At 70.4% G+C, this 22,933-nt stretch carries 14 protein-coding genes; 9 read left to right on the top strand and 5 right to left on the bottom strand.

Going from position 1 to position 22,933, the window contains the following annotated elements:
* Positions 1-3: 3 nt before the first annotated feature.
* The 4 genes from ACIBF5_RS06515 (at position 4) to ACIBF5_RS06500 (ending at position 4,962) form a co-directional block, all read left to right on the top strand.
* Complete coding sequence (locus tag ACIBF5_RS06515; RefSeq protein WP_396808715.1) at positions 4-819, top strand: inositol monophosphatase family protein; 816 nt, start codon at positions 4-6, stop codon at positions 817-819.
* 258 nt (positions 820-1,077) lie between these two features.
* The gene (locus ACIBF5_RS06510; RefSeq protein ID WP_396808858.1) at positions 1,078-2,088 is read left to right on the top strand and encodes a coiled-coil domain-containing protein; all 1,011 of its coding nucleotides are present in this window, start codon (positions 1,078-1,080) and stop codon (positions 2,086-2,088) included.
* Positions 2,089-2,124: 36 nt separating this feature from the next.
* Positions 2,125-3,699 carry a fused MFS/spermidine synthase gene (locus ACIBF5_RS06505; protein ID WP_396808713.1) on the top strand — a complete coding sequence of 525 codons (1,575 nt, stop codon included), beginning with the start codon at positions 2,125-2,127 and terminating at the stop codon, positions 3,697-3,699.
* Between the two features lie 132 nt (positions 3,700-3,831).
* Positions 3,832-4,962 (top strand): glycerophosphodiester phosphodiesterase, encoded by a 1,131-nt coding sequence (locus ACIBF5_RS06500; RefSeq protein ID WP_396808711.1) that lies wholly within the window; start codon positions 3,832-3,834, stop codon positions 4,960-4,962.
* 80 nt (positions 4,963-5,042) lie between these two features.
* Here the strand turns inward: ACIBF5_RS06500 and ACIBF5_RS06495 are convergent, their stop codons facing one another.
* Complete coding sequence (locus ACIBF5_RS06495; RefSeq protein WP_396808856.1) at positions 5,043-5,717, bottom strand: HAD family hydrolase; 675 nt, start codon at positions 5,715-5,717, stop codon at positions 5,043-5,045.
* Between the two features lie 406 nt (positions 5,718-6,123).
* Between ACIBF5_RS06495 and ACIBF5_RS06490 the strand changes: the two genes are divergently transcribed.
* Together ACIBF5_RS06490 and fxsT are read left to right on the top strand one after the other, a co-directional pair.
* Positions 6,124-7,332 (top strand): TIR-like protein FxsC, encoded by a 1,209-nt coding sequence (locus ACIBF5_RS06490; RefSeq protein WP_396808709.1) that lies wholly within the window; start codon positions 6,124-6,126, stop codon positions 7,330-7,332.
* 27 nt (positions 7,333-7,359) lie between these two features.
* The gene (fxsT, locus tag ACIBF5_RS06485) at positions 7,360-11,298 is read left to right on the top strand and encodes an FxSxx-COOH system tetratricopeptide repeat protein (RefSeq protein ID WP_396808707.1); all 3,939 of its coding nucleotides are present in this window, start codon (positions 7,360-7,362) and stop codon (positions 11,296-11,298) included.
* Between the two features lie 8 nt (positions 11,299-11,306).
* Here fxsT and ACIBF5_RS06480 read toward each other — a convergent pair whose 3' ends face one another.
* The 3 genes from ACIBF5_RS06480 to ACIBF5_RS06470 are packed head-to-tail and all read right to left on the bottom strand — an operon-like array spanning position 11,307 to position 14,709.
* Entirely contained in the window at positions 11,307-13,286 is a 1,980-nt protein-coding gene (locus ACIBF5_RS06480; protein ID WP_396808705.1) for an aKG-HExxH-type peptide beta-hydroxylase, read from the bottom strand.
* Complete coding sequence (locus ACIBF5_RS06475) at positions 13,283-14,527, bottom strand: FxsB family cyclophane-forming radical SAM/SPASM peptide maturase (RefSeq protein WP_396808703.1); 1,245 nt, start codon at positions 14,525-14,527, stop codon at positions 13,283-13,285. The genes ACIBF5_RS06480 and ACIBF5_RS06475 overlap by 4 nt, the downstream gene beginning before the upstream one ends.
* Positions 14,524-14,709, bottom strand: a complete 186-nt coding sequence (locus ACIBF5_RS06470) for a hypothetical protein (protein ID WP_396808702.1) — start codon at positions 14,707-14,709, stop codon at positions 14,524-14,526. The genes ACIBF5_RS06475 and ACIBF5_RS06470 overlap by 4 nt, the downstream gene beginning before the upstream one ends.
* A gap of 541 nt (positions 14,710-15,250) precedes the next feature.
* Between ACIBF5_RS06470 and ACIBF5_RS06465 the strand changes: the two genes are divergently transcribed.
* Positions 15,251-15,853, top strand: coding sequence for a hypothetical protein (locus ACIBF5_RS06465; RefSeq protein ID WP_396808700.1), 603 nt, complete (start codon positions 15,251-15,253; stop codon positions 15,851-15,853).
* Position 15,854: 1 nt separating this feature from the next.
* The gene (locus ACIBF5_RS06460; RefSeq protein WP_396808698.1) at positions 15,855-17,222 is read left to right on the top strand and encodes a hypothetical protein; all 1,368 of its coding nucleotides are present in this window, start codon (positions 15,855-15,857) and stop codon (positions 17,220-17,222) included.
* A gap of 15 nt (positions 17,223-17,237) precedes the next feature.
* Here the strand turns inward: ACIBF5_RS06460 and ACIBF5_RS06455 are convergent, their stop codons facing one another.
* Positions 17,238-18,830: a hypothetical protein gene (locus ACIBF5_RS06455; protein ID WP_396808696.1), complete on the bottom strand. Its 1,593-nt coding sequence runs from the start codon at positions 18,828-18,830 to the stop codon at positions 17,238-17,240.
* A gap of 239 nt (positions 18,831-19,069) precedes the next feature.
* On the opposite strand from ACIBF5_RS06455, the gene ACIBF5_RS06450 reads away from it, so the two are divergent.
* Positions 19,070-22,837: a S8 family serine peptidase gene (locus ACIBF5_RS06450; protein ID WP_396808694.1), complete on the top strand. Its 3,768-nt coding sequence runs from the start codon at positions 19,070-19,072 to the stop codon at positions 22,835-22,837.
* The last annotated feature ends 96 nt before the right edge of the window (positions 22,838-22,933 follow it).

The following is a 22,933-nucleotide window of genomic DNA, read 5'->3' as shown; positions in this document are numbered from 1 at the left end:
GCGATGATCGACGAAGTGGGGTCGTTGATCCGTGACGCCGCCGCCACCGCCGTGCTGCCGTTCTTCGGCCACCTGGAAAGCTCCGACGTGACCGAGAAGGCTCCGGGTGAGCTGGTCACCGTGGCCGACCGGCGGGCCGAGCAAATCCTCGCCGAGGGGCTGCGCCCGTTGCTGCCCGGTTCGGTGGTGGTGGGTGAGGAGGGGGTCGCCGCCGATCCCTCGTTGCTGGACCTCCTCGCCGGTACGGCTCCGGTGTGGCTGGTCGACCCGGTCGACGGAACCGCCAACTTCGCCGCCGGACGGGAGCCGTTCGCGGTGATGGTGGCGTTGCTGGAGGGCGGGGCGGCCCGGGCGAGTTGGATTCTCGACCCGGTCTCGGACGTCCTGCTGACGGCGGAGGCGGGCCGTGGGACGTACCGCGACGGGGTGGCGGTGCGGACGGCGGACGGCGGGTCGGCGACGGTCCTGCGCGGCGCGGTGATGACCCGTTTCCTCCCGCCCGATCTGCGCGAGTCGGTCCTGGCCGGTGCGGACCGGCTCGGCGAGATCCTTCCCGGTCAGCACTGCGCCGGCCGGGAGTACGCCGACATCGTTTCCGGGAGGCAGCAGTTCGCGCTCTTCTGGCGGACCCTGCCCTGGGACCACGCGCCCGGGGTGCTGTTGCTGACCGAGGCGGGCGGGGTGGCCCGCCGGCTCGACGGAACGCCCTACCACCCGGCGGACGACCGGGCCGGGTTGCTGGTCGCCGCCGACGAGCGGACCTGGCACCAGGTGCGTGACACCCTCCTGCCCGAGGTCGCCCGAGACGCCCCACTGTGATCATCATTACCAAGAGTGAATAGGTTGTTTCGCCCGCGTGCACCGCTCGGATGTGGTAGGAGTGCAGGGCCGACAGCGCCCGCTTGGTCCGGTAGTGTGACCCCCGGTCTCCCGCCCGGAGGTGCCGCATCCGGCGCCGGCGGTGGCCGCCGCCGAAGATCTACCAGGTAACGGGGTAGGCGGCCGACGGAAGGAACGGCTTTCGTGCCTCGCAGGACGGCCAGTATCCGGCGCCGCGCGTCGGGAACGCTCGCGGCACTGCTCGCCGCCGTAGTGGTCGCCACCGGGACGCCGGCTGCCGCAGCCCCGGCTGCCCGGCCCCTCGGCTTAGGGTCGCTCGCGCTCGCCCCGGCCGGTCCCGGCGAGGAAGGGGGCAGCAAGGCGCTGCGGGACACCCTGGAGGCCGTCTCCAAAGGACACATCGAGGCAAAGGCCAAACTCGACAATTCGGTCAAACGGCAGGGTGCGCTCACCGAGGAGCTAGCCAAGATCGAGACCCGGTTGACCGAACTGAACGCCGTGGTCGCCGAGGTCGCGGTCCAGTCGTACCGGCACGGCCGACTGAGCGCCGTCGCCACCCTGCTCAACAGCGCCTCCCCCGAGGCGTTCCTGGACCGGGCCGCCGGCCTGGAAGTGATGGCCCAGCGCGACGACAAGCAACTGCGGGCGCTCGCCGAGGCCCGGGAGGAAGCCAGCCGGGCCAAGGGCGCGATCGACAACGAGGTACGTGAGCAGCAGAAACAACTCGCGGTCATCGCCAAACGCAAACAGGACGCCGAGCGGGCCCTTGCCGCGGTCGGCGGCACCACGGCCGCCGGCTTCGTCAGCGCCAACTCGGCGTCGGCCAAACCGGCACCGAAGAACTCCGACGGCTCCTGGCCGAAGGAGTCCTGCAACGTCGACGACCCGACCACCGGCGGCTGCATCACCCCGCGCACCCTGCACGCGATGAAGCAGGCCCAGGCCGCAGGCTTCAAGCGGCACGTCTCCTGCCACCGCCCCAGCGGCGGCGGCGAACACCCCAAGGGACGGGCCTGCGACTTCTCCTCCGCCACCGACGGCTTCAAGGACGCCGACGCCACCGGCGGCGACCGCACGTACGGCAACAACCTCGCCGCCTACTACGTCAAGAACGCCGGCTCGCTCGGTGTGCTCTACGTGATCTGGTACCGGCAGATCTGGATGCCCGGCACCGGCTGGCGGTCGTACAACGGTGGCGGAAGCCCGGCCGGCGACCACACGAACCATGTTCATCTCTCGATGGTTTAGCACCCAGCCCGCCCTGAGCTGCGTACCATCCCACCGATGGACACTTCACCCACAACGGTGCCGGGAGCCACGAAAGGCTCCGTCACATCGGCGACCGTGACCGAACCCGTGCAGCGACGTGCGCTGCCGAACGGGCTCGCCTCCACACTGGTCTTCCTCGCCAGCGGGGCGGTGCTCGTGCTGGAGACCGTGTCGCTGCGCCTGGTCGGCCCGTACCTCGGCGTCACCCTCCAGGTCACCAGCTCGGTGATCGGGGTGGCACTCGGCGCGATCGCGTACGGTGCCTGGCTCGGCGGCTGGCTCGCCGACCGCCGCGACCCCCGGACGCTGCTCGCCCCGGCACTCGTGCTCGCCGGCATCACCACCGCGATCACCCTGCCGGTGGTCCGGTACGCCGGTGAGGTACTCCGTGGCGGTGCCACCACCGGCATCCTGCTGCTCACCGCGCTGGCCGTCTTCCTACCGGCCGCACTGCTCGCCGCGGTCACGCCGCTCGTGGTGAAACTTCAGCTCAGTGACCTGAACCGGACCGGACAGGTGGTCGGGCGGCTCTCCAGCATCGGCACCCTCGGCGGTATCACCGCCACCCTCGGCACCGGCTTCGTGCTGGTCGCCGCCCTGCCGAGCACCGTCATCATGGTCGGGCTCGCGCTGCTGCTCGGGCTCACCGGGCTCGCGCTCGGCTACTACCTGTGGCGGCAGGAGCGGACCTCGGTGCCGGGACGACCCGGGATCAAGGCGGCGGTGGCACTGCTCGGGCTGGTCGCGGCGGGACTGGCCACCGTCGCACCGAACCCCTGCGACGTGGAGACCGCGTACCACTGCGCCCGGGTCGAAGTCGACGCGGAGAACCCGGACGGGCGGCTGCTCGTCCTCAACTCCGCCTGGCACTCCTACGTCGACCTGGCCGACCCCACCCACCTGGAGTTCGAGTACACCCAGTGGATCGGCGCCGTCGCGGACGTGGCCGCCCCGGCCGGGCAGCGGTTGGACGCGGTGCACCTCGGCGGCGGCGGCTTCACCATCCCCACCTACCTGAGCGCCACCCGGCCCGGCACGGTCAACACCGTCTTCGAGATCGACGGCGAGCTGGTCGAGCTGGGGGAGCGGGAGCTGGGCGTGAAACCCGGGCCGGAGCTGCGGCCGGTGGTCGGCGACGCCCGGATGCTCGTCGGCGACCTGCCGGACGACAGCGCCGACCTGGTGGTAGGCGACGCGTTCGGGCACCTCGTGGTCCCCTGGCACCTGGCGACCCGGGAGATGGCGGCCGACATCCGGCGGGTGGTCCGCCCCGGTGGCCTCTACGTCCAGAACGTGATCGACTACCCGCCGCTGCGCTTCATCCGCGCCGAACTCGCCACCGTCAGCGCCGAATTCAGCCACATCGCGCTCGTCGCGCCGCCGGCCGCGATCAGTGGTGCCCGGGGGGCCAACTTCCTCATCGTCGCCGCCGACACCCCACTGCCGCTGGAGGCGTTGCGTCAACGGTTGGGCGAGAACGAGGGGTCGGTCACCGTGCTCGACGGGGCGGCCCTGGATCAGTTCATCGACGATGCTCTGGTGCTCACCGACGAGTTCGCCCCGGTCGACCAGCTCCTCGCCACCGCCTGAGCACCGCCCGTCTGCGCACCGTCCCGGCGAGCACGGATAGTTATTCATCTCTTGGTCAACCGCTGACCGCCTGACCGTCGCCCGTCGCCGGTTGGATCGGGGGCCCACCCCCGAAGACGTCAGGAGACAGCGGTGCGACGTACCCTTTCCATTCTCGGCCTGGCCGGCGTCCTGCTGGCGGTGGTGGCGATCCCCACCTCGTCGTTCGCCGCCCGCGACAGCGACGAGTCGGACGAGCGGCACGCGGACAAGACGCGTGGGGCGGCCAAGCCGCTGGTGATCGCGCACCGAGGCGCCAGCGGTTACCGGCCCGAACACACCCTGGAGTCGTACCGGTTGGCGATCCGGATGGGGGCCGACTACATCGAGCCGGACCTGGTATCGACCCGGGACGGGGTGCTGGTCGCCCGGCACGAGAACGAGATCTCCGGCACCACCGATGTCGCCGACCACCCGGAGTTCGCCGGCCGCAAGGCCACCAAGACCCTCGACGGGGTGGCGGTGACCGGATGGTTCACCGAGGACTTCACCCTGGCCGAGCTGAAGACGTTGCGGGCCAAGGAGCGGCTGCCGCTGGTACGCCCGACCAACACCGCGTTCGACGGCACCCTGGAGATCCCGACCCTCCAGGAGGTCATCGACCTGGCGAAGGCGGAGAGCCGTCGGCTCGGCCGGACGATCGGCATCTACCCGGAGACCAAGCACCCCACCTATTTCCAGTCCATCGGGCTGGCCCTGGAGGAGCCGCTGGTCCGGGTGCTCCACCGCAACGGCCTGGACAGCCGCAAGGACGCGGTGTTCCTGCAGTCCTTCGAGACCGCGAACCTGCGCAAGCTGAGCAAGATGACCGACGTACGGCTGGTCCAGCTCCTCGACGGCACCGGGCGGCCGTACGACTTCACCGTCGCCGGGGACCCGCGCACCTACCAGGATCTGGTCAAGCCGGAGAACCTGAAGTGGATCAGCACGTACGCGGACGGGATCGGCACCACCAAGAACCTGCTCGTGCCCCGGGACGCCAGCGGAAAGTTGCTCGCCCCGACCACCGTCGTCCGTGACGCCCACCGGGTCGGGCTCGACGTGCACGCCTGGACCTTCCGTGCGGAGAACCAGTTCCTCCCGGTCGACTTCCGGATCGGCACCGACCCGAACGCCCGTGGCGACATCACGGCCGAGTACGAACTCTTCTTCGGTCTCGGTCTCGACGGTGTGTTCAGCGACCACGCCGACACCGCCGTGGCAGCCCGCGCCGCCCTGCGCTGACGTGTAAGGAGGGGCCCCTTGTTAACGCATAGCGTTAACAAGGGGCCCCTCCTTACACGGGCGCGGTGTACGGGGCCGGGTCAGAAGTGGTGCAGCAGGTCGGGGAAGCTGGTGAGGGTCAGCACCCGCTCGTCGTCGGGGTCGATCTCGGCGTGCTCCAGTGCCCACGGGTGCGGGTCCGGGATGTAGACCGCGTTCAGGCCCGCCGCCCGGGCGGGGAGGATGTCGGACTTGGGGGAGTTGCCGATCATCCAGGTGTCGGCCGGCTCCAGCCGCTGTTCGATCGCCAGCCGCCGGTAGACCTCGACGTTCTTCTCCGCCACGATGTGCGTGCCACGGAAGTGGTGCCCCAGTCCAGAGGCGTCGATCTTGCGCTGCTGTTCCTCGGTGTCGCCCTTGGTGAGCAGCAACAGGCGGTGCCGCCGGCCCAGTTCGGCGAGGGTGTCGGAGACCCCGGGCACGAGTTCCACCCGACGTTCCACCAGCGCCACCGCCAGTTCCTCGATCCGCCGCCGCTCCGCCTCGGTGGCCGGTCGTTCACGGAGCCGGGACAGGCATTCCGCGAGACTGTGCAGGAAGATCGCGCTGCCGTACCCGTGGGTGACCACGTTCGCCCGTTCGATGTCGTCGAGGATCGCGCGGATCTCGGTACGGTCCAGGGTCGGGTGGGCCACCCATTCGAGGAAGTCGTCGATCACCCGCTCGAACAGGATGTTGTTCTCCCAGAGCGTGTCGTCTGCGTCGAAGATGAGCACCTGTCCGGCACGTTGTCCGCCGAACACCCCGGTACGTTCCACGCTTCCCCCCTCGTCGGTCCGCGTGGGACTGTATCCAACCGGATCACCGCGATGCGAGTGCGTTCCGGGGTCGGTCGTGGAGCACGGAGCGGCGGTTCGTCAAGTGTTTTGTCGTCACCTGACGCACGCCACGAAGATCAAGGAAGAGTTTCGGAACATCGGTCCGATTGTGGACGATGATTCGTTTTGAATCCCAGCGTACGAGGTCTTTTCCGGTGGAGCGGGCTACCTATACTGTGGAACCCAGGCGACAACGTCGCCGATAGGGACCTCTCGAATATCCGCGCTGCGACGCCCGTGCCAGCGTTGTCCCCAGGGCGCCCAGGTGGCCATGAGGCCGGTCCCTGAAGCCGGGGAGGTCCTGTTGTATTTCTTCCTGAGCTACGCGCGGGGGGATGACGATGTCTATGTCAAGAAGTTCTTCGACGAACTCTCCAAGGAGGTTCGCAACCTGACCGGTGATCAACCGGATTACGAGGTTGGCTTCCTGGACGTCCGGGGCATTCCGCTCGGTGCCTCCTGGTCGCCTGAATTGATCAACGCGCTTTCCACCTGTCGGGTATTCATTTCGCTCTGCTCGCCGGGTTACTTCCGTCGCCCCGCCTGCGGGCGGGAGTGGCAGGTCTTCGCCTCCAGGCTCGCCGACCACGAACGCGAGACCGGCGTACGGGCACCGGCCCTGATGCCGTTGGTCTGGACACCGATGGCCGACATGCCGGAGCTGGCGTCGCGACTCCAGTACCACACCGAGTCGTTGGGCGACGCCTACCGGCAGCAGGGGCTGCGCCAACTGGTCCGGCTCAACCGGCGGGGCCCGCTGCTGCGGCTCGTCTCCAGCCTGGCCGAGAAGATCGTGGCGACCGCCAAGGGTTACCGCCTGCCCACGCCGGCGCCGATGACCAACTTCGACGAGATCACCAGTGCCTTCGCCGTGCCGGTCGCCACCCCGCGGGAGGTCGACGCCTCCACCGCCAGCTCCCGGTACGTGCACTTCGTGGTCGCCGCGCCGACCCGTACCGAGGTGGCGGTCCTGCGCCGCAACGGCGACTTCTACGGGGACAGTTTCGACGACTGGGCTCCGTACCGGCCGAGTCTGGAGGATCCGCTCGCCCTGTACGCCCGCTCGATCGCCGAACGGCACCGGTTCGACTCCGAGATCGCCAGCCTGGAGGACCTGTCCGAGCGGATCGACCGGGCGAACCAGAACAACCAGGTCGTGGTCCTGCTCGTCGACGCCTGGGTCGCCCGGCTGGCCGAACAGCGCGAGGTGCTGCGCTCGTACGACCAGCGCAACGAGCCGACCACCGGGGTGCTCATCCCGGTCTCCAGTGGCGACCCGCAGACCGACGAGCACGGGTCGGAGCTGGTCGAGGAGCTGCTGGTGGCGTTGGCGAACAACAACATCCGCGGCGACACCATGTTCCGGCCGCGCATCCAGACCCACGGCGACTTCGACGTCGACCTGCAGAACGTCCTTGAGGAGGCGCAGAACCGGATCTACCGGAGGGGCCGTGCTCGCCGGCTGCCAACGGGTGAGCTGCCTGGCGAGCGTCCGATCCTGGAAGGCCCCTGACGGGCCGCGCAACAAGGAGAACCCGACATGGCCGACGAGCGCGCGACACCGGGCCAGATCATCACCTTCTACTCCTACAAGGGCGGCACGGGTCGCACGATGGCCGTGGCCAACACGGCTTGGATCATGGCCAGCAACGGGTTCCGTGTACTGGTGGTCGACTGGGATCTGGAGTCCCCCGGGCTGCATCTCTACCTGCATCCGCTCCTCGTGGACAAGCGGCTCCAGTATTCGGACGGCGTCATCGACATGATCCGGGACTTCGCGGCGGCGACCATGGAACGGGGCGCCGACCCGCAGGACCAGAACTGGCTCGACCGCTACGCCGACGTGCAGCGCTACGCGGTGGCGGTGGAGTGGCCCTTTCCCGACGCCGGGCGGATCGACTTTCTTCCCGCCGGTCGTCAGGTGCCGTCGTACTCGACCGTGGTCAGCACCTTCGACTGGCCCAGCTTCTACGACAAGATCCGGGGCGGGGTGTTCCTGAACGCGCTCCGGGAGAACATGCGCCGCGAGTACGACTACGTGCTCATCGACTCGCGCACCGGGCTGAGTGACATCGCCGGCATCTGCACCGTGCGGATGCCGGACGTGGTGGTCGACTGCTTCACGTTGAGCACCCAGAGCATCGACGGCGCGGCGGCGGTCGCCAAGTCGATCCGCAACCAGCGTCCCTCGGTCCGGATCTTCCCGGTGCCGATGAAGGTGGAGGACGGCGAGCAGGAAAAGCTCGAAGCCGGTCGGGACCACGCGCGGGCGACGTTCGCCCAGTTCCTGTCCGAGCTGAGCCAGGCCCAGGCGGACGAGTACTGGGGCAACGTGGAGATCCCCTACAAGCCGTTCTACGCGTACGAGGAGATCCTGGCCCCCTTCGGTGACCGCTCCCGGCAGGAGAACACGCTGCTGTCGGCGTTCGAGCGGATGACCAGTGTGCTGACCGACGGTGCGGCGGCAGAACTGCGGCCACCCTTCGAGGAGAAGGAACGTCGGCACCTGCTGCGCCGGTTCGAGCGTCCCCGCCGGCTGATGCCGACCGAGGTCCTGGTCAGCTACGCCTCGGTCGACCGGATGTGGGCGGAGTGGGTGGCGGCGGAACTGTCCGACGTCAACCTGACCACCGTGCTCCAGGAGGTCGACGCCGCCGGTGAACGCTCGTCGGCACAGCGGATCGAGGGCCGGTTGGCCCCGTCGAGCTGGGCGATGGTGCTCCTCTCCCAGGAGTACGTGAAGTCGGCCAACGCGGCCGGCACCTGGAAGACCATCGTCGCCCGGGACACCATCTCCGGTGGCCCCGCGCTGCTCATACCGATCCGGCTCGACGGGATCCGGCTGCCCGAGCCGTTCACCGAGCGGGTCCCGCTCGACCTGGGCAACCTGACCGAGGAGCGGGCGCGGGAGGCGCTGCTCGCCGCGTTGAACCAGAGCCCCTCCGTACGCGGACCGGCGACCGTCGACCCGAACCGGCCCCGACCACGGTTTCCCGCCACCCCGCCGCAGTACTGGAACGTGCCGCAGCGCAACGCGGTCTTCACTGGTCGGGCGGTGGCGCTGGACGAACTGCGCGACCGGCTCGCCGGCAGCGTGACGGCGGTCGTGCACCAGACCCTCTTCGGGCTCGGCGGGGTGGGCAAGACCCAGATCGCCCTGGAGTACGCCCACCGCTTCGCCGCCAACTACGACCTGGTCTGGTGGATCTCGGCGGAACAGGTCAGCCTGGTCCGCTCCTCGCTCGCGGAACTCGCCACCGAACTGCACCTGCCAGCCGGCGACAGCGTCCGGCAGAAGGTCGACGCCGTCCTGGACGCGTTGCGTCGCGGCGTACCGTCCAACCGTTGGTTGCTGATCCTCGACAATGCCGACGATCCGGAGGAACTGCGTGACCTTCTGCCCCAGGGCACCGGTCATGTCCTGATCACCTCCCGCAACCAGGCATGGACCCGGCAGGTGGCCGGGGTCGAGGTCGGTGTCTTCAACCGGGAGGAGAGTGTCTCCTACCTCTGCCGCCGGGTGAAGGACCTGAGCGAGGCGGACGCGGCGCTGGTCGCGGAGAGCCTCGGTGACCTGCCGCTCGCGATCGAGCAGGCGGCGGCCTGGCTCGCCGCGACCGCGATGCCGGTCGACCGGTACCTGGAGGCGCTCCGCACCCAGCAGCTCTCCGAGGTGCTGGAGGAGAACCTGCCGCCGGGCTACCCCCGCAGCGTCACCGCGACCTGGCTGCTGTCGCTGCGCCGGCTGCGGGAGGACAACCCGGCCGCGGCCCGGTTGTTGGAACTCTGTGCGCTGCTCGGCCCCGAGCCGATCCCCACCTGGCTGCTCTCCACCCAGCGTTTCGTGGAGCAACTGCTTCCGTTCGACCAGCGGCTGCGTGACCCGATGCGACACGGCCGGCTGATCCGCGAGGTCGGCCGGTACGCCCTGGCCAGCATCGACTCCGGTCGTAGCAGCATCCAGATGCACCGGCTGGTGCAGCAGGTCATCCGGGACGACATGGGTGCCGACGCGCTGACGGCGAATCGGTCCACCGTGCACACCGTGCTCGCCGCGGTCAATCCCGGCGACACCGACGACCCGACCAGGTGGCGGACGTACGGCGAACTACGTCCACACATCGGGCCCTGCCGGGCGGTTTCCTCGACCGACCCGGAGGTGCGGCAGCTCGTCTCCGACATGGTCCGCTACCTATGGAAGATGAGCGACTTCACCGGGTGTCAGGAACTCGCCGAGCTTGCCGTCGAGGCGTGGGACGAGCCGTTCGGCGCGGACGACCCGGTCACCCTGATGGTGCGGGCGAACGTCGGCAACTCGTTGCGCTCGGAGGCCCGTTACGAGGAGGCGTTCGAGGTCAACCGGGACGTCCTCGACCGGCTCAACCGAACCGTCGGGGCGGACGACGCGTACACCCTGGTCGCGGCCGGTGGGCTCGCCGCCGACCTGCGGGCCAAGGGCGACTACAGCCAGGCCCGGGAGTTGGACGAGCAGACCTTCAGCCGGTGGCGGGAGGCGTACGGGGAGGACAACCCGCGAACCCTGATGGCGGCGAACAACCTTGCCGTCTCACTCCGCTTCGTCGGCGAGTTCGAACCGGCTCGGCTGCTGGACGAGGACAACTACAACCGGCGCCGCCGGGTGCTCGGCGAACGGCACCCGTACACCCTCTTCTCGGCCAGCAACTACGGCCGTGACCTGCGCGACGCGGGTGACTTCCGGCGTTCCTTCCAACTGCTGGAAGAGACGGTACGGGTCTACACCGACGTGTTGACGGTGGACAATCCGGAAACGTTGCGGGCGGCGAAGAACCTCGCGGTGACGCTCCGCAAGCTCGGGGAGTTCGAGCGCGCCCGGTTGCTCAGCGCGGAGACGCTCGCGCACTACCAGCGGTTGCACGGGCCGTTCCACCCGGACACCCTGGCCTGCGAAATCAACCTGGCCTGTGACATCTCCGCCCTCGGTGACCACACCGGGGCCTGCCGGCACGCGGAGGACGTCTACGCCCGATACCAGCGGGCCCTCGGCGACCGGCACCCGTTCACCCTGGCCTGTGCCAACAACCTGACCATCTTCCTGCGCAAGGTCGGCGACCACGAGCGGGCGCACGCCATCGGGGAGCAGACCTACCACCGGTTCCGCGAGATGCTCGGCGAGGGGCACCCGTACACGCTCTCCGCCGTGGTCAATCTGGCGAACAACACGTACGCGCTGGGTCACCGGGCCGAGGCGCGCCGGCTCGACGAGGCGAACTACGGCGGGATGCGCCGAGCCTGGGGCGAGGACCATCCGGACACCCTGGCAGCCGGCGGCAACTACGCGGTCAGCCTGCGTAACGACGGTGACCCGGAGGCGTCGGTGGTGCTCCAGGGGCAGATCGTCAAGCGCAGCCGCCGTACGTTGGGCGACGGCCATCCGAACACGGTCGCCGTGCTCGACGGCCGACGGCTCGACTGCGACATCGAGCTTCCGCCGACGTAGGAACCCGCTCAGACGGTTTCAGCCGGCCCGGCGAGCCAACTGGCGAGCCGGGCCGGTCCGGGCGAGCCGGGCAGGGTGGTGTGCAGCGCCCGTACCGTCTCCGGTTTCGTGGCCATGATCGTCGCACCCGGATCGTTGGCGGCGGTCATCGCGAGGGCGAGCCCGACCCAGGCGTCGTCGTCGGCGGGGTTGTGCGCGATCCGGCTGGTGTAGCCGCTGACCGCGTGGGCGAAGTCGCCGGCGAGGTAGGCCCGCTCCGGTGCGGTGCCGCCGGGTTCCGCCATGCCCGCACCGGTGTCGTCGGGACCGATCCCGCCGGGTGCCGCGCCGCCGGGATCGGGACCGTGCAGGGCGGGGAGGCGGAGGAGCCGGTCCCGGAGCTGTCCGGCGAGCGCCGTCAGTCGGGCCGGGCCGGCCGGGGCCGGGGCGTCGGTCAGCTCGGCCGGTGCGTTCGGCACCACCGGTCCGTCGCCGGCCACCCACCGACGGCGCAGCCGGTCGAGTTCCGCGGCGGGTGGGCGCAGGTTGACCAGCCGCCACCGCACCGACGCGGCGTCGACGAGTTCGTGCACGCCGGCCGTGATGTCGGCCGGACCGGGATCGGCCGCGAAGTCCCGCAGGGTGTCGGCCATCCCGTCGACGAACGTACGGCCCTCGTCGGTCAGCTCGCCGGATTCGGCGAGACTCCGGGTGGCCCGCCGGGTCTGGCTGAGCCAGTAGCCGAACTCGAACTCGGCGAGCCGGGCCGCCGGCCCGGTGCTCCGCCGCCGTTGCCGCCGCCAGAAGTCGGCGACGCCGAGGTGTGCGTACGCGCCCTGTAGCAGCGCGCCGACCGGGCGCGGATCGGCCCGCCAGGGCGCGAAGTGGCGGGCTGTCCCGTCGGTCCGGTGCAGCGGTACGAGGTCGAGCAGGGCGCCGAGCTTCATGTGCTGGAACTCGTGCACCAGCAGGAGCGCCAGCGTCGCCGGGTCGTCGGGTACGGAGACGGCCACCGAGCCGTACGCCCAGCGGGAGGCGGCGCTGACGGTCTGCCCGGGGGCGGGGCCGCGTACCGGCACGATCGAACGGAGTCCGATCCGCATCGCCTCGGCGTGCCGGGGATGGTCCTGGCAGACGATCTGCCACGCGTGCCGGAGCAGGTCGGCCAGGGCCGCCGCCTCCGGTTCGTCGAGTCGCCGGGTCGGGCGCCACGGGTAGCAGTCGCGGTAGGCGTCGGTGTCCTCGATCGCGAGGGTGAACTCCGGGTCCAGGACGATCTCGCGGCGGGCCGCCCAGCCCGGCCGGTCCGCCCCGATCGGGGCGGCTGCACCGGGGCACGGCTGGGCCGGGTCGGCACCGGCGACCGTGGTCGACCGGATCGGGATCGGGATTCGGACCCGGTTGCCGCGGGCGCCTCTGCTGTCGAGGACGAGCTCGCCGTTGGCGTGGCCGGTCACCCGTACCGGACCCTCGCCGAGTCCGTGGGCGGTGCCGAGGGTGGGCAGCCCGATGGTGGAGTCCCGGGCCGGTACGTCCAGTGTGAAGTCGAGACCGGCGCGGGCCGCTGCCGCGACGGCGATCGTGTGCAGGTGACCGAGGTCGGCGCGGAGCTGGTCGACGGGGGTGTCGCCGGCGAGCAGCCGCAGGCACCGGTGCGCCCAGGCGGCCACGTACGGATGCTGGGTGACGATGTCGGCAGCCGCGCTGTCGTGCCGGCGGGCAGCCGTGAACAGCCGCAACGCGTCGTCCAGCCCGGCGGCTGCCCGTAACGAGCGGTCCCCGGCCGCTGTCCGCGATGGGCGGTCCCCGGCCGCTGTCCGCAACGGGCGGTCCCCGGCCCGGTCGGCGACAGCCCGCACCAGTAACAGTCGTCGGCTGAGCTGGGCCGAGGTGAGGGTACGGATCGCGTCCTGGTTGCCGTATCCGGCGGCGAGTTCGTCGAGCTGTGCCCGGTCCAGCCGGAACGCCGGTGGCGGGGCGATGGTGCTGGCTGGCCCGGTGCCGTTCACCGGACCGCGCTCCGAACCAGTCCGGGTGCGGTCCGGAACTGGTGGGGCAGCTCGTCGAGGAGCCGGTTCCGGATGTGACTGACCAGCCGGTAGAGGTCCGGGCAGTAGACCGACGGGTTGACGAAGCCGGTGTCGTTGCGGAAGCGGTGTGCGTACAGGCCGCCGCCGCAGGTGGTGACGACGGGGCAGCGCTGACAGGTGGTCGAGAGGGCGCCGAGCCCGCCGTGCCGGGCCCGTACGCCGGGATGTTCGAGGGCATCGTCGAAGGGGTGGTGCCGGACGTCGAGACCGGTGGCGGCCATTCCCGGGCCGCTTGTCTTGAGCGCGTCGGTCTGTTCGATGCTGCCGTCGGTCTCCACGGTCAGCAGGTCGACCGGGGCCAGGCCGACGGCCTCGGTGCGACTGGTGCCACCGAGCAGCAGTCGGATGATCGATTCGAAGAGCCGGACCCGGGTCTCCCGTCGTGGCGCGGAGAACCAGCGGTCGAAGACCGGGATCAGCCAGTCGGCGTACGGGGTCTGGTCCGGGTTGGTGCTGCGTCCCGGCGGTGGGGTGTCCCAGTTGCCGAGGGGGAGCAGCAGTTCCATCTCCGGTGGGTCGAACCGGAGCAGTTCCTGGTAGACCTCGATCGGGTCGTTGTCGAGGTCGATGGTGCAGAGCACACCGGCGTAGACGTCGCGGTGTGCGGGCTGGGCGAGCCGGTGCAGGCCCTGGCTGACCTGCCGGTAGCTGCCCCGGCCGTTCGGGAGCCGGCGGTGCCGGTCCTGCGCCACCCGGCCGCCGTCGATGCTGACCCCGACACTGATCCGGTGTTGGTGGAACAGGGCGATGAAGGTGTCGTCGATCAGTGTCCCGTTGGTGGTGAGCCGCAGGTCGACGTCGGTGTCGGCGGGGACGGCGGATCGGATGGCGGTGGCCGCGTGGGTGATGACGTCGGCTCCGGCGAGCAGCGGTTCGCCGCCGTGCAGGATCACCCGGAGCGCGGGGAGCCGGTGGCGTCGGGCGTGTTCGGCGATCCGGGCGGCGACGGCGTCGATGGTGTCCGGCGCCATGGTGCGGGGTTGCTGCCGCCAGCTCTGGTCGGCGTGTTCGTAGACGTAGCAGTAGGAGCAGGCGAGGTTGCACCGACTGTGGATTTTCAACAGGATCTGGCGGAACGGGATCGGGTGGGTCTGTCCATCCGCGCTGCCGGCCCGGCTGTTTTCGGGTACGCGGGCCGAAGCGGCGGGGACCGTGGTCACAGGCTGGAGTTGAAGGCGGCGACGGTGGAGCCGTCGTCACCCTGTTGTGCGTCCTGCGTCAGTTCGCGGACCAGTTCGGCGATCACCGTGTCCCCGGCCAGCCACAGCTCCTCCGGGGGTACCTGGCTGACGTCGAGCAATGCCGTGTCGACCTGGGCAGCGCGGCCGTTCATATCGTTCATCCCCATCAATGTTGTTGATCAAAGTACGTACGTCGCTCAGCGGCGACCGGCGGTGGCCGGGACAGCGGCCGGCTGACTGCCCGGGATCGGGAATGGTGTGCTGCGGACCGCGCCAGGTCGGGTGTCGCCTTCGGACACGCCCAGGCGGCGACTATCATCGACCAGCGTCGATAATGTGACGGGCGGTGGCCCGAGCATCGCGCTCACCGCGCGATCATGCCAACAATTTGGGACTCTGGGGAGTATCTTTGCGAAAAATTCCCACCCGCGGGTGCACTGCTCCGCCAGATCGGATATTTCTCCCCGTACGCAACTCCGCCGATCCACGCCGATCATAGGGGGCGCCGGCGGCGGCGTACCGCTTTCGTCTGGCCCGTCAGCAGTGTGAACGTACGTCGACCGCGAGTGTGCGTGACGGTGGGGTGGGTGTGAACTTGATGATCAATTCATGGCGGTCATACCGCGCGACGCGGATACCCGTAGACCGATCCACGACGCTCGGGTAGCTTCCGCAGCCAGGACCGATGACGGGAGACCGGCGGTGGGGACGTACGCGGTCGTGACAAAGGCGCCACCGGAGCGGGTACGCGAGGCGGTGCGCGCGGGTCGGGTCGGTGGGTTCGTGGCACCCGACCCCCTCGGCACGATAGTGCTCTTCGACCCGCCACCCGGAACCAGATCCAGCAGCCGCAGGCTGGCCAGACCGGCTGTCGAACTCGTCCGGCGGACCGCCGTACCGGCCTGGATGTTGCTGGCGAACGAGTCGCTGGCCGAGGCGATGATGCTGACGCCCGGCTCGGGCCCGCAGAGCCTCCAGTGGGCGGCCGACTGGCAACCGTCGGAGGATCCGGCCGAGTACCTCTCCGACCGCAAGGCGTGGGACGCCTACTGTGCGGAGATCGCCACCGGGTACGGCGAGCCGGACCGGGGGCCGGACCTTGCCCTGATCCGTAACGACCCGGTGCCGGGACGCCCACAACCGCTGGTGGCGGACCTGTTGCGTCAGGTGTGCCGGGTGTTCGACCTGCCCGACGTGGCAGTCGGGCGCTCCCTGCTCGTCGGCGACGAACCCGGTCTCTACGAGGCGGAGCGGGTCGACGGGTCGTCCCGTGGTCTTCTCGGCCGCCTGCTGGTCCGGTCCTGACATGACCGGACCGGTGACGGATTCCGGGACGACCGAGACGATCCTCGCGGTCCGCGCCACCAGTCACCGATTGTGGACGCTGGGAGCCGCCGTGCCGGCCCAGATCAGGCACGAGGCTGACGGCTGGACCCGGCTCACCACACCCACCGACGCCGCTGACGGAGCCTCCCGGCGCGGAGCCGAACTCCACTGCGCAGCCGAGGACCGGGTCGCACCGGAACCCGCCGGGATCAGCGTCGTCGCGCGGGTGCCGGCCTGTCTGATCACAGTGGACGACAACGGCATGAGGCTCGCCGCGTACGGGCCGGACGGTGTCGTGGTCGGACCACTCGGGGCCGGTTGCACCGAGGCGGACGCCACGTCGGCGGTCACCCTCTTCGGGTTGCCCGACGGCGCCGGCCTGCTGCGCCAGGCGCTGACCAGTCCGTCCCCGGCCTACGACCGCCCGGCCCGGCTCGCCGACGTCTGCCGCTGCCTGGGAATGCCGCTGGAACTGTTGAACCCGGCCGGCTCCGACACCGCCGACGTGGTCGTCCGACCGGCGGGCGGACCCGAGGTCGGCGTGGTCCTGGTGTACGCCCCGGCGGTGGTCGCCGCGGCCGAGGCACCGCTGACCCGGCAGTCCGCGTGGACGGTGCCGATCGACGGACTGCGCAGCCTGCACCTCTGGGACGGGCGGGGTCCCCGGGCCAACCTGGCGGTCGCGGCGGAAGTGCTCGCCGACCGGCGGTGGCCCACGATCGCCTACTGGTGGTCGGAGCGGACCGCCGGATTCGTGTTGACCCGGCGCAAGCGGGTCGTCGGGGCGCACGAGTGGGGTGGTGACGCCCCGGTCACCCCGGAGGGGACCGCACGGGCGGGCCGGCAGCTCGCCGAGCAGTTCGACGTGTCGGAGCGGGCGTTGACCGTCATCGGGTTGCTGCGCCGTACTGATCTGCCGCCGAGGCAGGCGCTCGTCGAGTTGGGAGAGCTGCTCGACCTTCCGGTCGAGATGGTCGGGCGTACCGCCGGGGAGGTGGCCGAGTGGGCCGGCTCGGTGCCGGGCGCGATCCGGACCGAGCGGCTGAGTCTCGCCGGTGCCGTGATCCATTCGGTCCGGGAGCACCGGATGAAGCCACCACCGGAGGATCTGTACCACGCCCGCCCGATGTGGCAGCGCCTGCTCAGCGGCCTGACGTTGCTGGTGTTCGTACCGATGACGGTTCTCCTCGCGGCGAGTTGGCTGCGGGGTGAGGGGAGCGGCTGGTGGGTGCTGCTCGGACTCGTCCTGACCCTGGACATGGCCTGGGGCGTACGGCCGGGGCGGCGCAGCCGGATGCGGGTCAACCGAGGTGTCGCCTCGCCCGGCGACTCCGACCGGCACCCATGAACGCTGCCAGCCCGTTCACGCCATGGAGTCGACCGGCGCCGACCCTGCCGGCCCGGTGCCCTCCAGCCAGGTGGTCAGCAGCCGGGTGGTGTCGTCGCCGAGGAGCGCGGCGGCGGCCCGGGTCAGGTCGAGTAGTTCGGCCTGTTGGTCGGCGGTGACGACCAACCGTGGTGCCGCTGGGTGCCACCACGTGAGGCGGGTGGTGTCGGGGGCGGTGCCGGTGAGGTCGACCCGGCCGCGTTTGGCCAGTCGAGGGTCCGGGTCAACCGTCAGGATCAGTGCCGCGCGCAGCCGTTCGTGCCCGTCCCGGTCGCGGAGCAGCCGGTAGCCCGCCCGGCGGAGTTCGACGCGCGGGTCGGCCAGCAGTTCCCGGGGCAGGGCGGTCGGCACCCTGCGGACGAACGGTCGTAGTGCGAGGGTGGTTTCCCGTATGACCGCTGGGGCCGGGTCGCGCAGCAACGGGATGAGTTCTTCGGGGTCGACCTCGGTGAGTAGCCGCAGTGCCCGCACCGCGTCGGCCCGGACTTGGGGTGTCGGGTGGGTCAGCAGCCGGCGGAGCAGCGGCACGTCCGCGCCCGAGCCGGTCTCGACGAGTCCGGCGATGGCACCGGTCGAGGGGACCGGCTCGCCCACCGCCGACCGGTACCGTTCCAGCGCGTCGAGCCCGGTCCGGTGGGCGGCGTCCCGCGCGACCGCGCGTATCAGCGGCGCCGGGTCGGTGAGGTGGTGTGCCACCTCCTCGTCGGCGCCGGCCCGGGCCAGACCGGTCAGGGCGAGCAGCCGCACCTCCGCCCGGGGGCTGCGACTGAGCCGGTGCAGGATCGGCAACCGGCGGCTCCAGACCGCCTCGCGGCAGGCGGCCTCGGCCGCGCTGGCCCGGATCCACCCGTCAGCGTCGGATTCGGCGGTAGCCACCAGGTCGTTGACGCCCAGCCAGCCCTGGGTCCGGCTGACGTCGTACACGAAGCGGCGCGTCCGAACCTGGGCCGAGCCGGCCAGACGGGCGCGTACGTAGACCGGGGCGGCGAGCAGCGCGGCCGTCGCCTGGGCGCGCGCGAAGCCGCCACGGAGCCGGTCTGAGATCACCAGCGCCATCGGCAGCGCGGCCGGGAGGTAGGTGCCGGCGTTCTCCGCGAGCAGCAGTGCCAGGCCGGCACGGGCGGGGTCGCGGACCTGCTTGACCCAGTCGGCGGTACGCAGGACGAGGAACGGCATCAGCTCGGGATACCCCATGTCGAGCATCGCCGCGACGGCTCGTTCGCGTACGTGTCCGTCGCCGTTCATGCTGGCCACGGCTGCCAGGGCGGGTCCCGTCGACGGGTCACCGAGCCGGGTCGCCAGCCGCCCGAGCGCTGCCGCCACGGTCGGCAGGTACGGCCATCCCCGTCGGACGTGCTCGTCGAGCCGGGCCAGCACCCGGGGCTTCGTACCGAGCAGCATGAGGGCGGCGCACTCGGTCTCCCGCCCGCCTCCGCTCTCGGTGAGTGCGGCGAGCGTGACGATCAGCCGGTCGAGCGCCTCCCCGCTCAGGCTGGTCGCCTCTCGCGCCGCGACGGCCACCTCGTCGAGCCCTGTTGGGGCGGGCGGTTCCGCCCCCGGGCCTGACACTTCCGTTTCCGTCGCTGCCCGACGGGCTCGCTTCACCCAGATCACGCCGACATCCTGCCGCAGTCACCGCCCGGCGCCGAGCGAGTTCCGGTGCGAATCGCCGCAGGTCACCGGTGAGCCCTCCCAGCGTGTGGTGCCCCGGGGGGTGAACGCCGAACCAAGATGATCTTTCCGAAATGATCACCTGGACGTAACGTCCCGTACATCCACAGTGTCACCAAGATTGAGGAAAACAACCTATGTCACTACGTCCCCGGGGGATCGGGCTCACCGCCGTGATCTCCGCGTTCCTGGCGGTAGCCGGAGGGTCACCAGCCATGGCGGCAGCCGGCCCTGCCCCCGAACCTGCCACCGGCGCGCCGACCCCCACGGCGTTCGCCACCCCTCCCGGCACCCACACGATCACCCTGATCACCGGTGACGTCGTCACCACCAGGGGCAGTGGTGCCGAGGGCGGCACCGTCCAGGTACGGCGCCCCGACGGCGGTCCCGCCGACGCACGGATCGTCGAAGCCGGCGACAACCTCTACGTCTACCCGCAGGCCGCCCTGCCGTACGTCGCCGCCAACGCCCTGGACAAGCGGCTCTTCAACATCACTTCGCTGGTCGCCGACGGCTACGACGACGCGCGACTCGACCGGCTGCCGCTGATCGTCACGTACACGGACGCGGCCCAGGGCCTGCGGGCCGACGCCGCACCGACGGGTGCCGTACGGACCCGCACCCTCAGCAGCATCCAGGGCGCGGCGGTCACCACCGAACGGGACCGCACCGCCGACTTCTGGACCTCGGTCACGTCGAACCCGGCAAACCGCACCACCGCGAAGTCCACCTCGGACGCCGGCCCGAGCTTCGGCGCCGGCATCGACAAGATCTGGCTCGATGGGCGGGTCCACCCCGACCTCGCCGAGACCACCGCACAGATCGGCGCCCCCGATGTCTGGGCCGGCGGCGACACCGGCAAGGGCGTACGCGTCGCGGTCCTCGACAGCGGCATCGACCCCGGCCACCCGGACCTGGCCAACCAGATCGCCGAATCGGCCGTCTTCGTACCGGACGAGGAGATCGTCGACCGGATCGGACACGGCACCCACGTCGCCTCCACCATCGCCGGCACCGGCGCCGCCTCCGGTGGACGGGAGAAGGGTGTCGCCCCCGGCGCCAGTCTCGCCATCGGCAAGGTTATGAGCGACCACGGCTACGGGCTCGACTCGTGGATCCTCGCCGGCATGGAATGGGCCGTACGCGACGCCGACGCGAAAATCGTCAACATGAGCCTCGGCTCCGACCAGCCGAGCGACGGCTCCGACCCGCTCAGCCTGGCCGTCGACAAGCTCAGCGCAGAAACCGGCGCGCTCTTCGTCGTCGCCGCCGGCAACTACGGTGCCGCCTCCACCATCAGCGCACCCGGTGCCGCCGACTCGGCGCTGACCGTCGGCGCCGTCGACGCCAACGACGAACTCGCCTCCTTCTCCAGCCAGGGACCGCGCCTCGGTGACGAGGCACTCAAGCCCGAGCTGACCGGCCCCGGCGTCGCGATCCTCGCCGCACACTCGCAGTACGCCCCCGGCGAGGAGGGCTACTACCAGCCGATGGACGGCACCTCGATGGCCACCCCGCACGTTGCCGGAGCCGCCGCGCTGCTCGCCGCCGCACACCCTGGCTGGACCGGGCAGCAACTCAAGGACGCCCTGGTCAGCACGACCAAAGCCACCCCTTCGTACGACGCCTACCAGGGCGGCACCGGTCGGGTCGACGTCGCCGCCGCCGTACGGGCACCGATCGTCGCCACCGACACCGCGTACGCCGCAGCGCCGTACGACCGGCGGTCGGGCACCGCGAACCTGACGTCCGCCCCGGCCTCCGGCCCGGTCAAGCGTCCGGTGACCTACACCAACACCACCAACCGACCGATCACGCTCGACCTGTCGCTCGACGCCGCGACCGCGCCGGCCGGAGTCTTCGCCCTCTCCGCCAAGCGGGTGACCGTGCCCGCGAACGGCACCGCCACCGTGACCCTGACCCTGAACACCAACCGGGCCACGACCGGAGCCCACCACACCGGGCAGATCGTCGCCACCGGCAACGGGACCGTGCTGGCCCGCACCGCCGTCGGCGTCGGCACCGTCACCCCCTACCACTGGCTGACGCTGCGCCTCAACGACCGCAATGGCAAGCCCATGGCCGGTCTGGTGGAACTCCTCCGCAACGGCAGCTTCGGGCCCGACTTCATCACCATCGGCGCCGACGGCGAACTCAGGCTGCTGTTGCAGCAGGACGTCTACTCGGCGATCGTCTTCGCCAATATCCCCGGCAGCCACGGGCCGAACTCGAACGGCCTGGCCCTGCTCGGTGACCCCGACATCGACCTGCGGGGCGACACCACGGTCACCATGGACGCGTCCAAGGTCCGCCAGATCCAGTCGACCGTTCCACGGCCGACCAGCGACACCTTCGCCCGGCTCGACTACTACCGCTCCATGGGCGGCGGCCGGTGGCGCTCGTCTCTCGAAGCGGGCGTCTTCTACGACAGTTTCTGGGTCGTACCGAGCAACGACAAGGTCACCCACGGCGACTTCTACCTCAATGCCCGCTGGCGCAAGGAACAGCCGGTGCTCAGCGTCGCCAGTTCCAAGGCCGACTTCGACGACGTGGCACGCCAGTCCGGCACCACCCAACTGCCGAAGGGAAAGTGGAACCTGCCGGCGGTCTACGCCGGTGACGGCGCAACCGCCGACTACACCCGCCTCGACGCCAAGGGCAAGGTCGTCGTCGTACGCCAGAACGACAACGTGAGCGGCCCCGAGCAGGCCGCCGCGGCGACCGCTGCCGGGGCGAAACTCATGCTGGTGGTGAACGACCACCCGTGGCGGGAGGTCCGCGACTACTCGATCGACTTCTTCACCCCCACCCCGATCGAGGTGGCGCAGCTCAGCATGGACGAGGGGCAGGCGCTGATCGACCAGATCCGGCGCGGGAAGACGAAGCTCAGCGTCGCCTCCCAACCGGTCGCCGACTACCTCTACGACCTGGTCCAGATCCACCACAACACGATCCCGCGCGAGCTGACCCGGAAGGAGACCGACCGGACCCTCGCCCGGATCGACGTCGGCTTCCCCTTCCCGGCCGGCACCACCCGGGGCGGCGAGTTCCGGTTCGACTGGCCGGCATACTCCGACTGGGGCATCGGGGAGACGAGCAACCGGCCGCTGGCCCCGGTACGGACCGACTGGGTCTCCACCGAGGGGCCGTCCCAGTGGGGGCAGGAGGCGTACGTCGAGTCCGGCACCTACCAGATCGACACCCGGAACAGCTACAAACCGGGCAGCTCCAGCGACGAATGGTTCTTCACCCCGATCGAACGCCCGTTCCTGAACAACAACTACAGGGTGCCGTTCCGCAGTGGAAACACCTTCAACGTGGACGTCCCCGGTGCCGGTGGAGACGACCACGTCGGCATGACGATGAACGCCTCCACCCAGACGAACACCCTCTACCAGGGCAGCACCCAGATCGGGCAGGGCAGCGGTACGCGGGTCACCGGCACAGCGCCGAGCTCGAAGTCGCTGCCGTACCGGCTCAACGTACGCACCAGCCAGGATCCGACCGCGGGCCCGTACTCGACGACCACCGAAACCGACTGGACCTTCCGTTCGAAGGCACCCGCCGGTGAGGAGGAGGCGGTGCTGCCGCTGCTCCAGCTCCGCTACTCGGTCGACACCGACGCCACCGGGGTGGCGAAGAGGAAGACCGACCTGACCATCGTGGCGGAGCACCTGGCGGGCGCCGCCGAGTGCGGCAAAACCGAGTCGGTCACCCTGGAGGTGTCGTACGACGACGGCGCTCACTGGCAGCGTCAGTCCCTGGACCGGTCCCGGGACGATCAGTGGAAGGCGAGCCTGCGGGCCCCGAAGGGTGCCCACTTCGCGTCGATCCGGGCCACCGCCCGCGACAAGAGCGACAACGCGGTAACCCAAACCATCATCCGCGCCTACGCCCTCCGCTGAGTAAGGAAGGGCCCCTTGTTATCGTTTTCCGTTGTACAAGGGGCCCTTCCTAACGGTTCGCCGCGTGCCGGGTGACGCCCGAGCAGGATGTGGATG

Origin of the sequence: Micromonospora sp. NPDC050417, from assembly GCF_044458865.1 — a bacterium.
GTDB lineage: Bacteria > Actinomycetota > Actinomycetes > Mycobacteriales > Micromonosporaceae > Micromonospora_G.
Note: the sequence above shows the minus strand (reverse complement) of the source record. Positions and strands in the feature narration are given on the sequence as shown.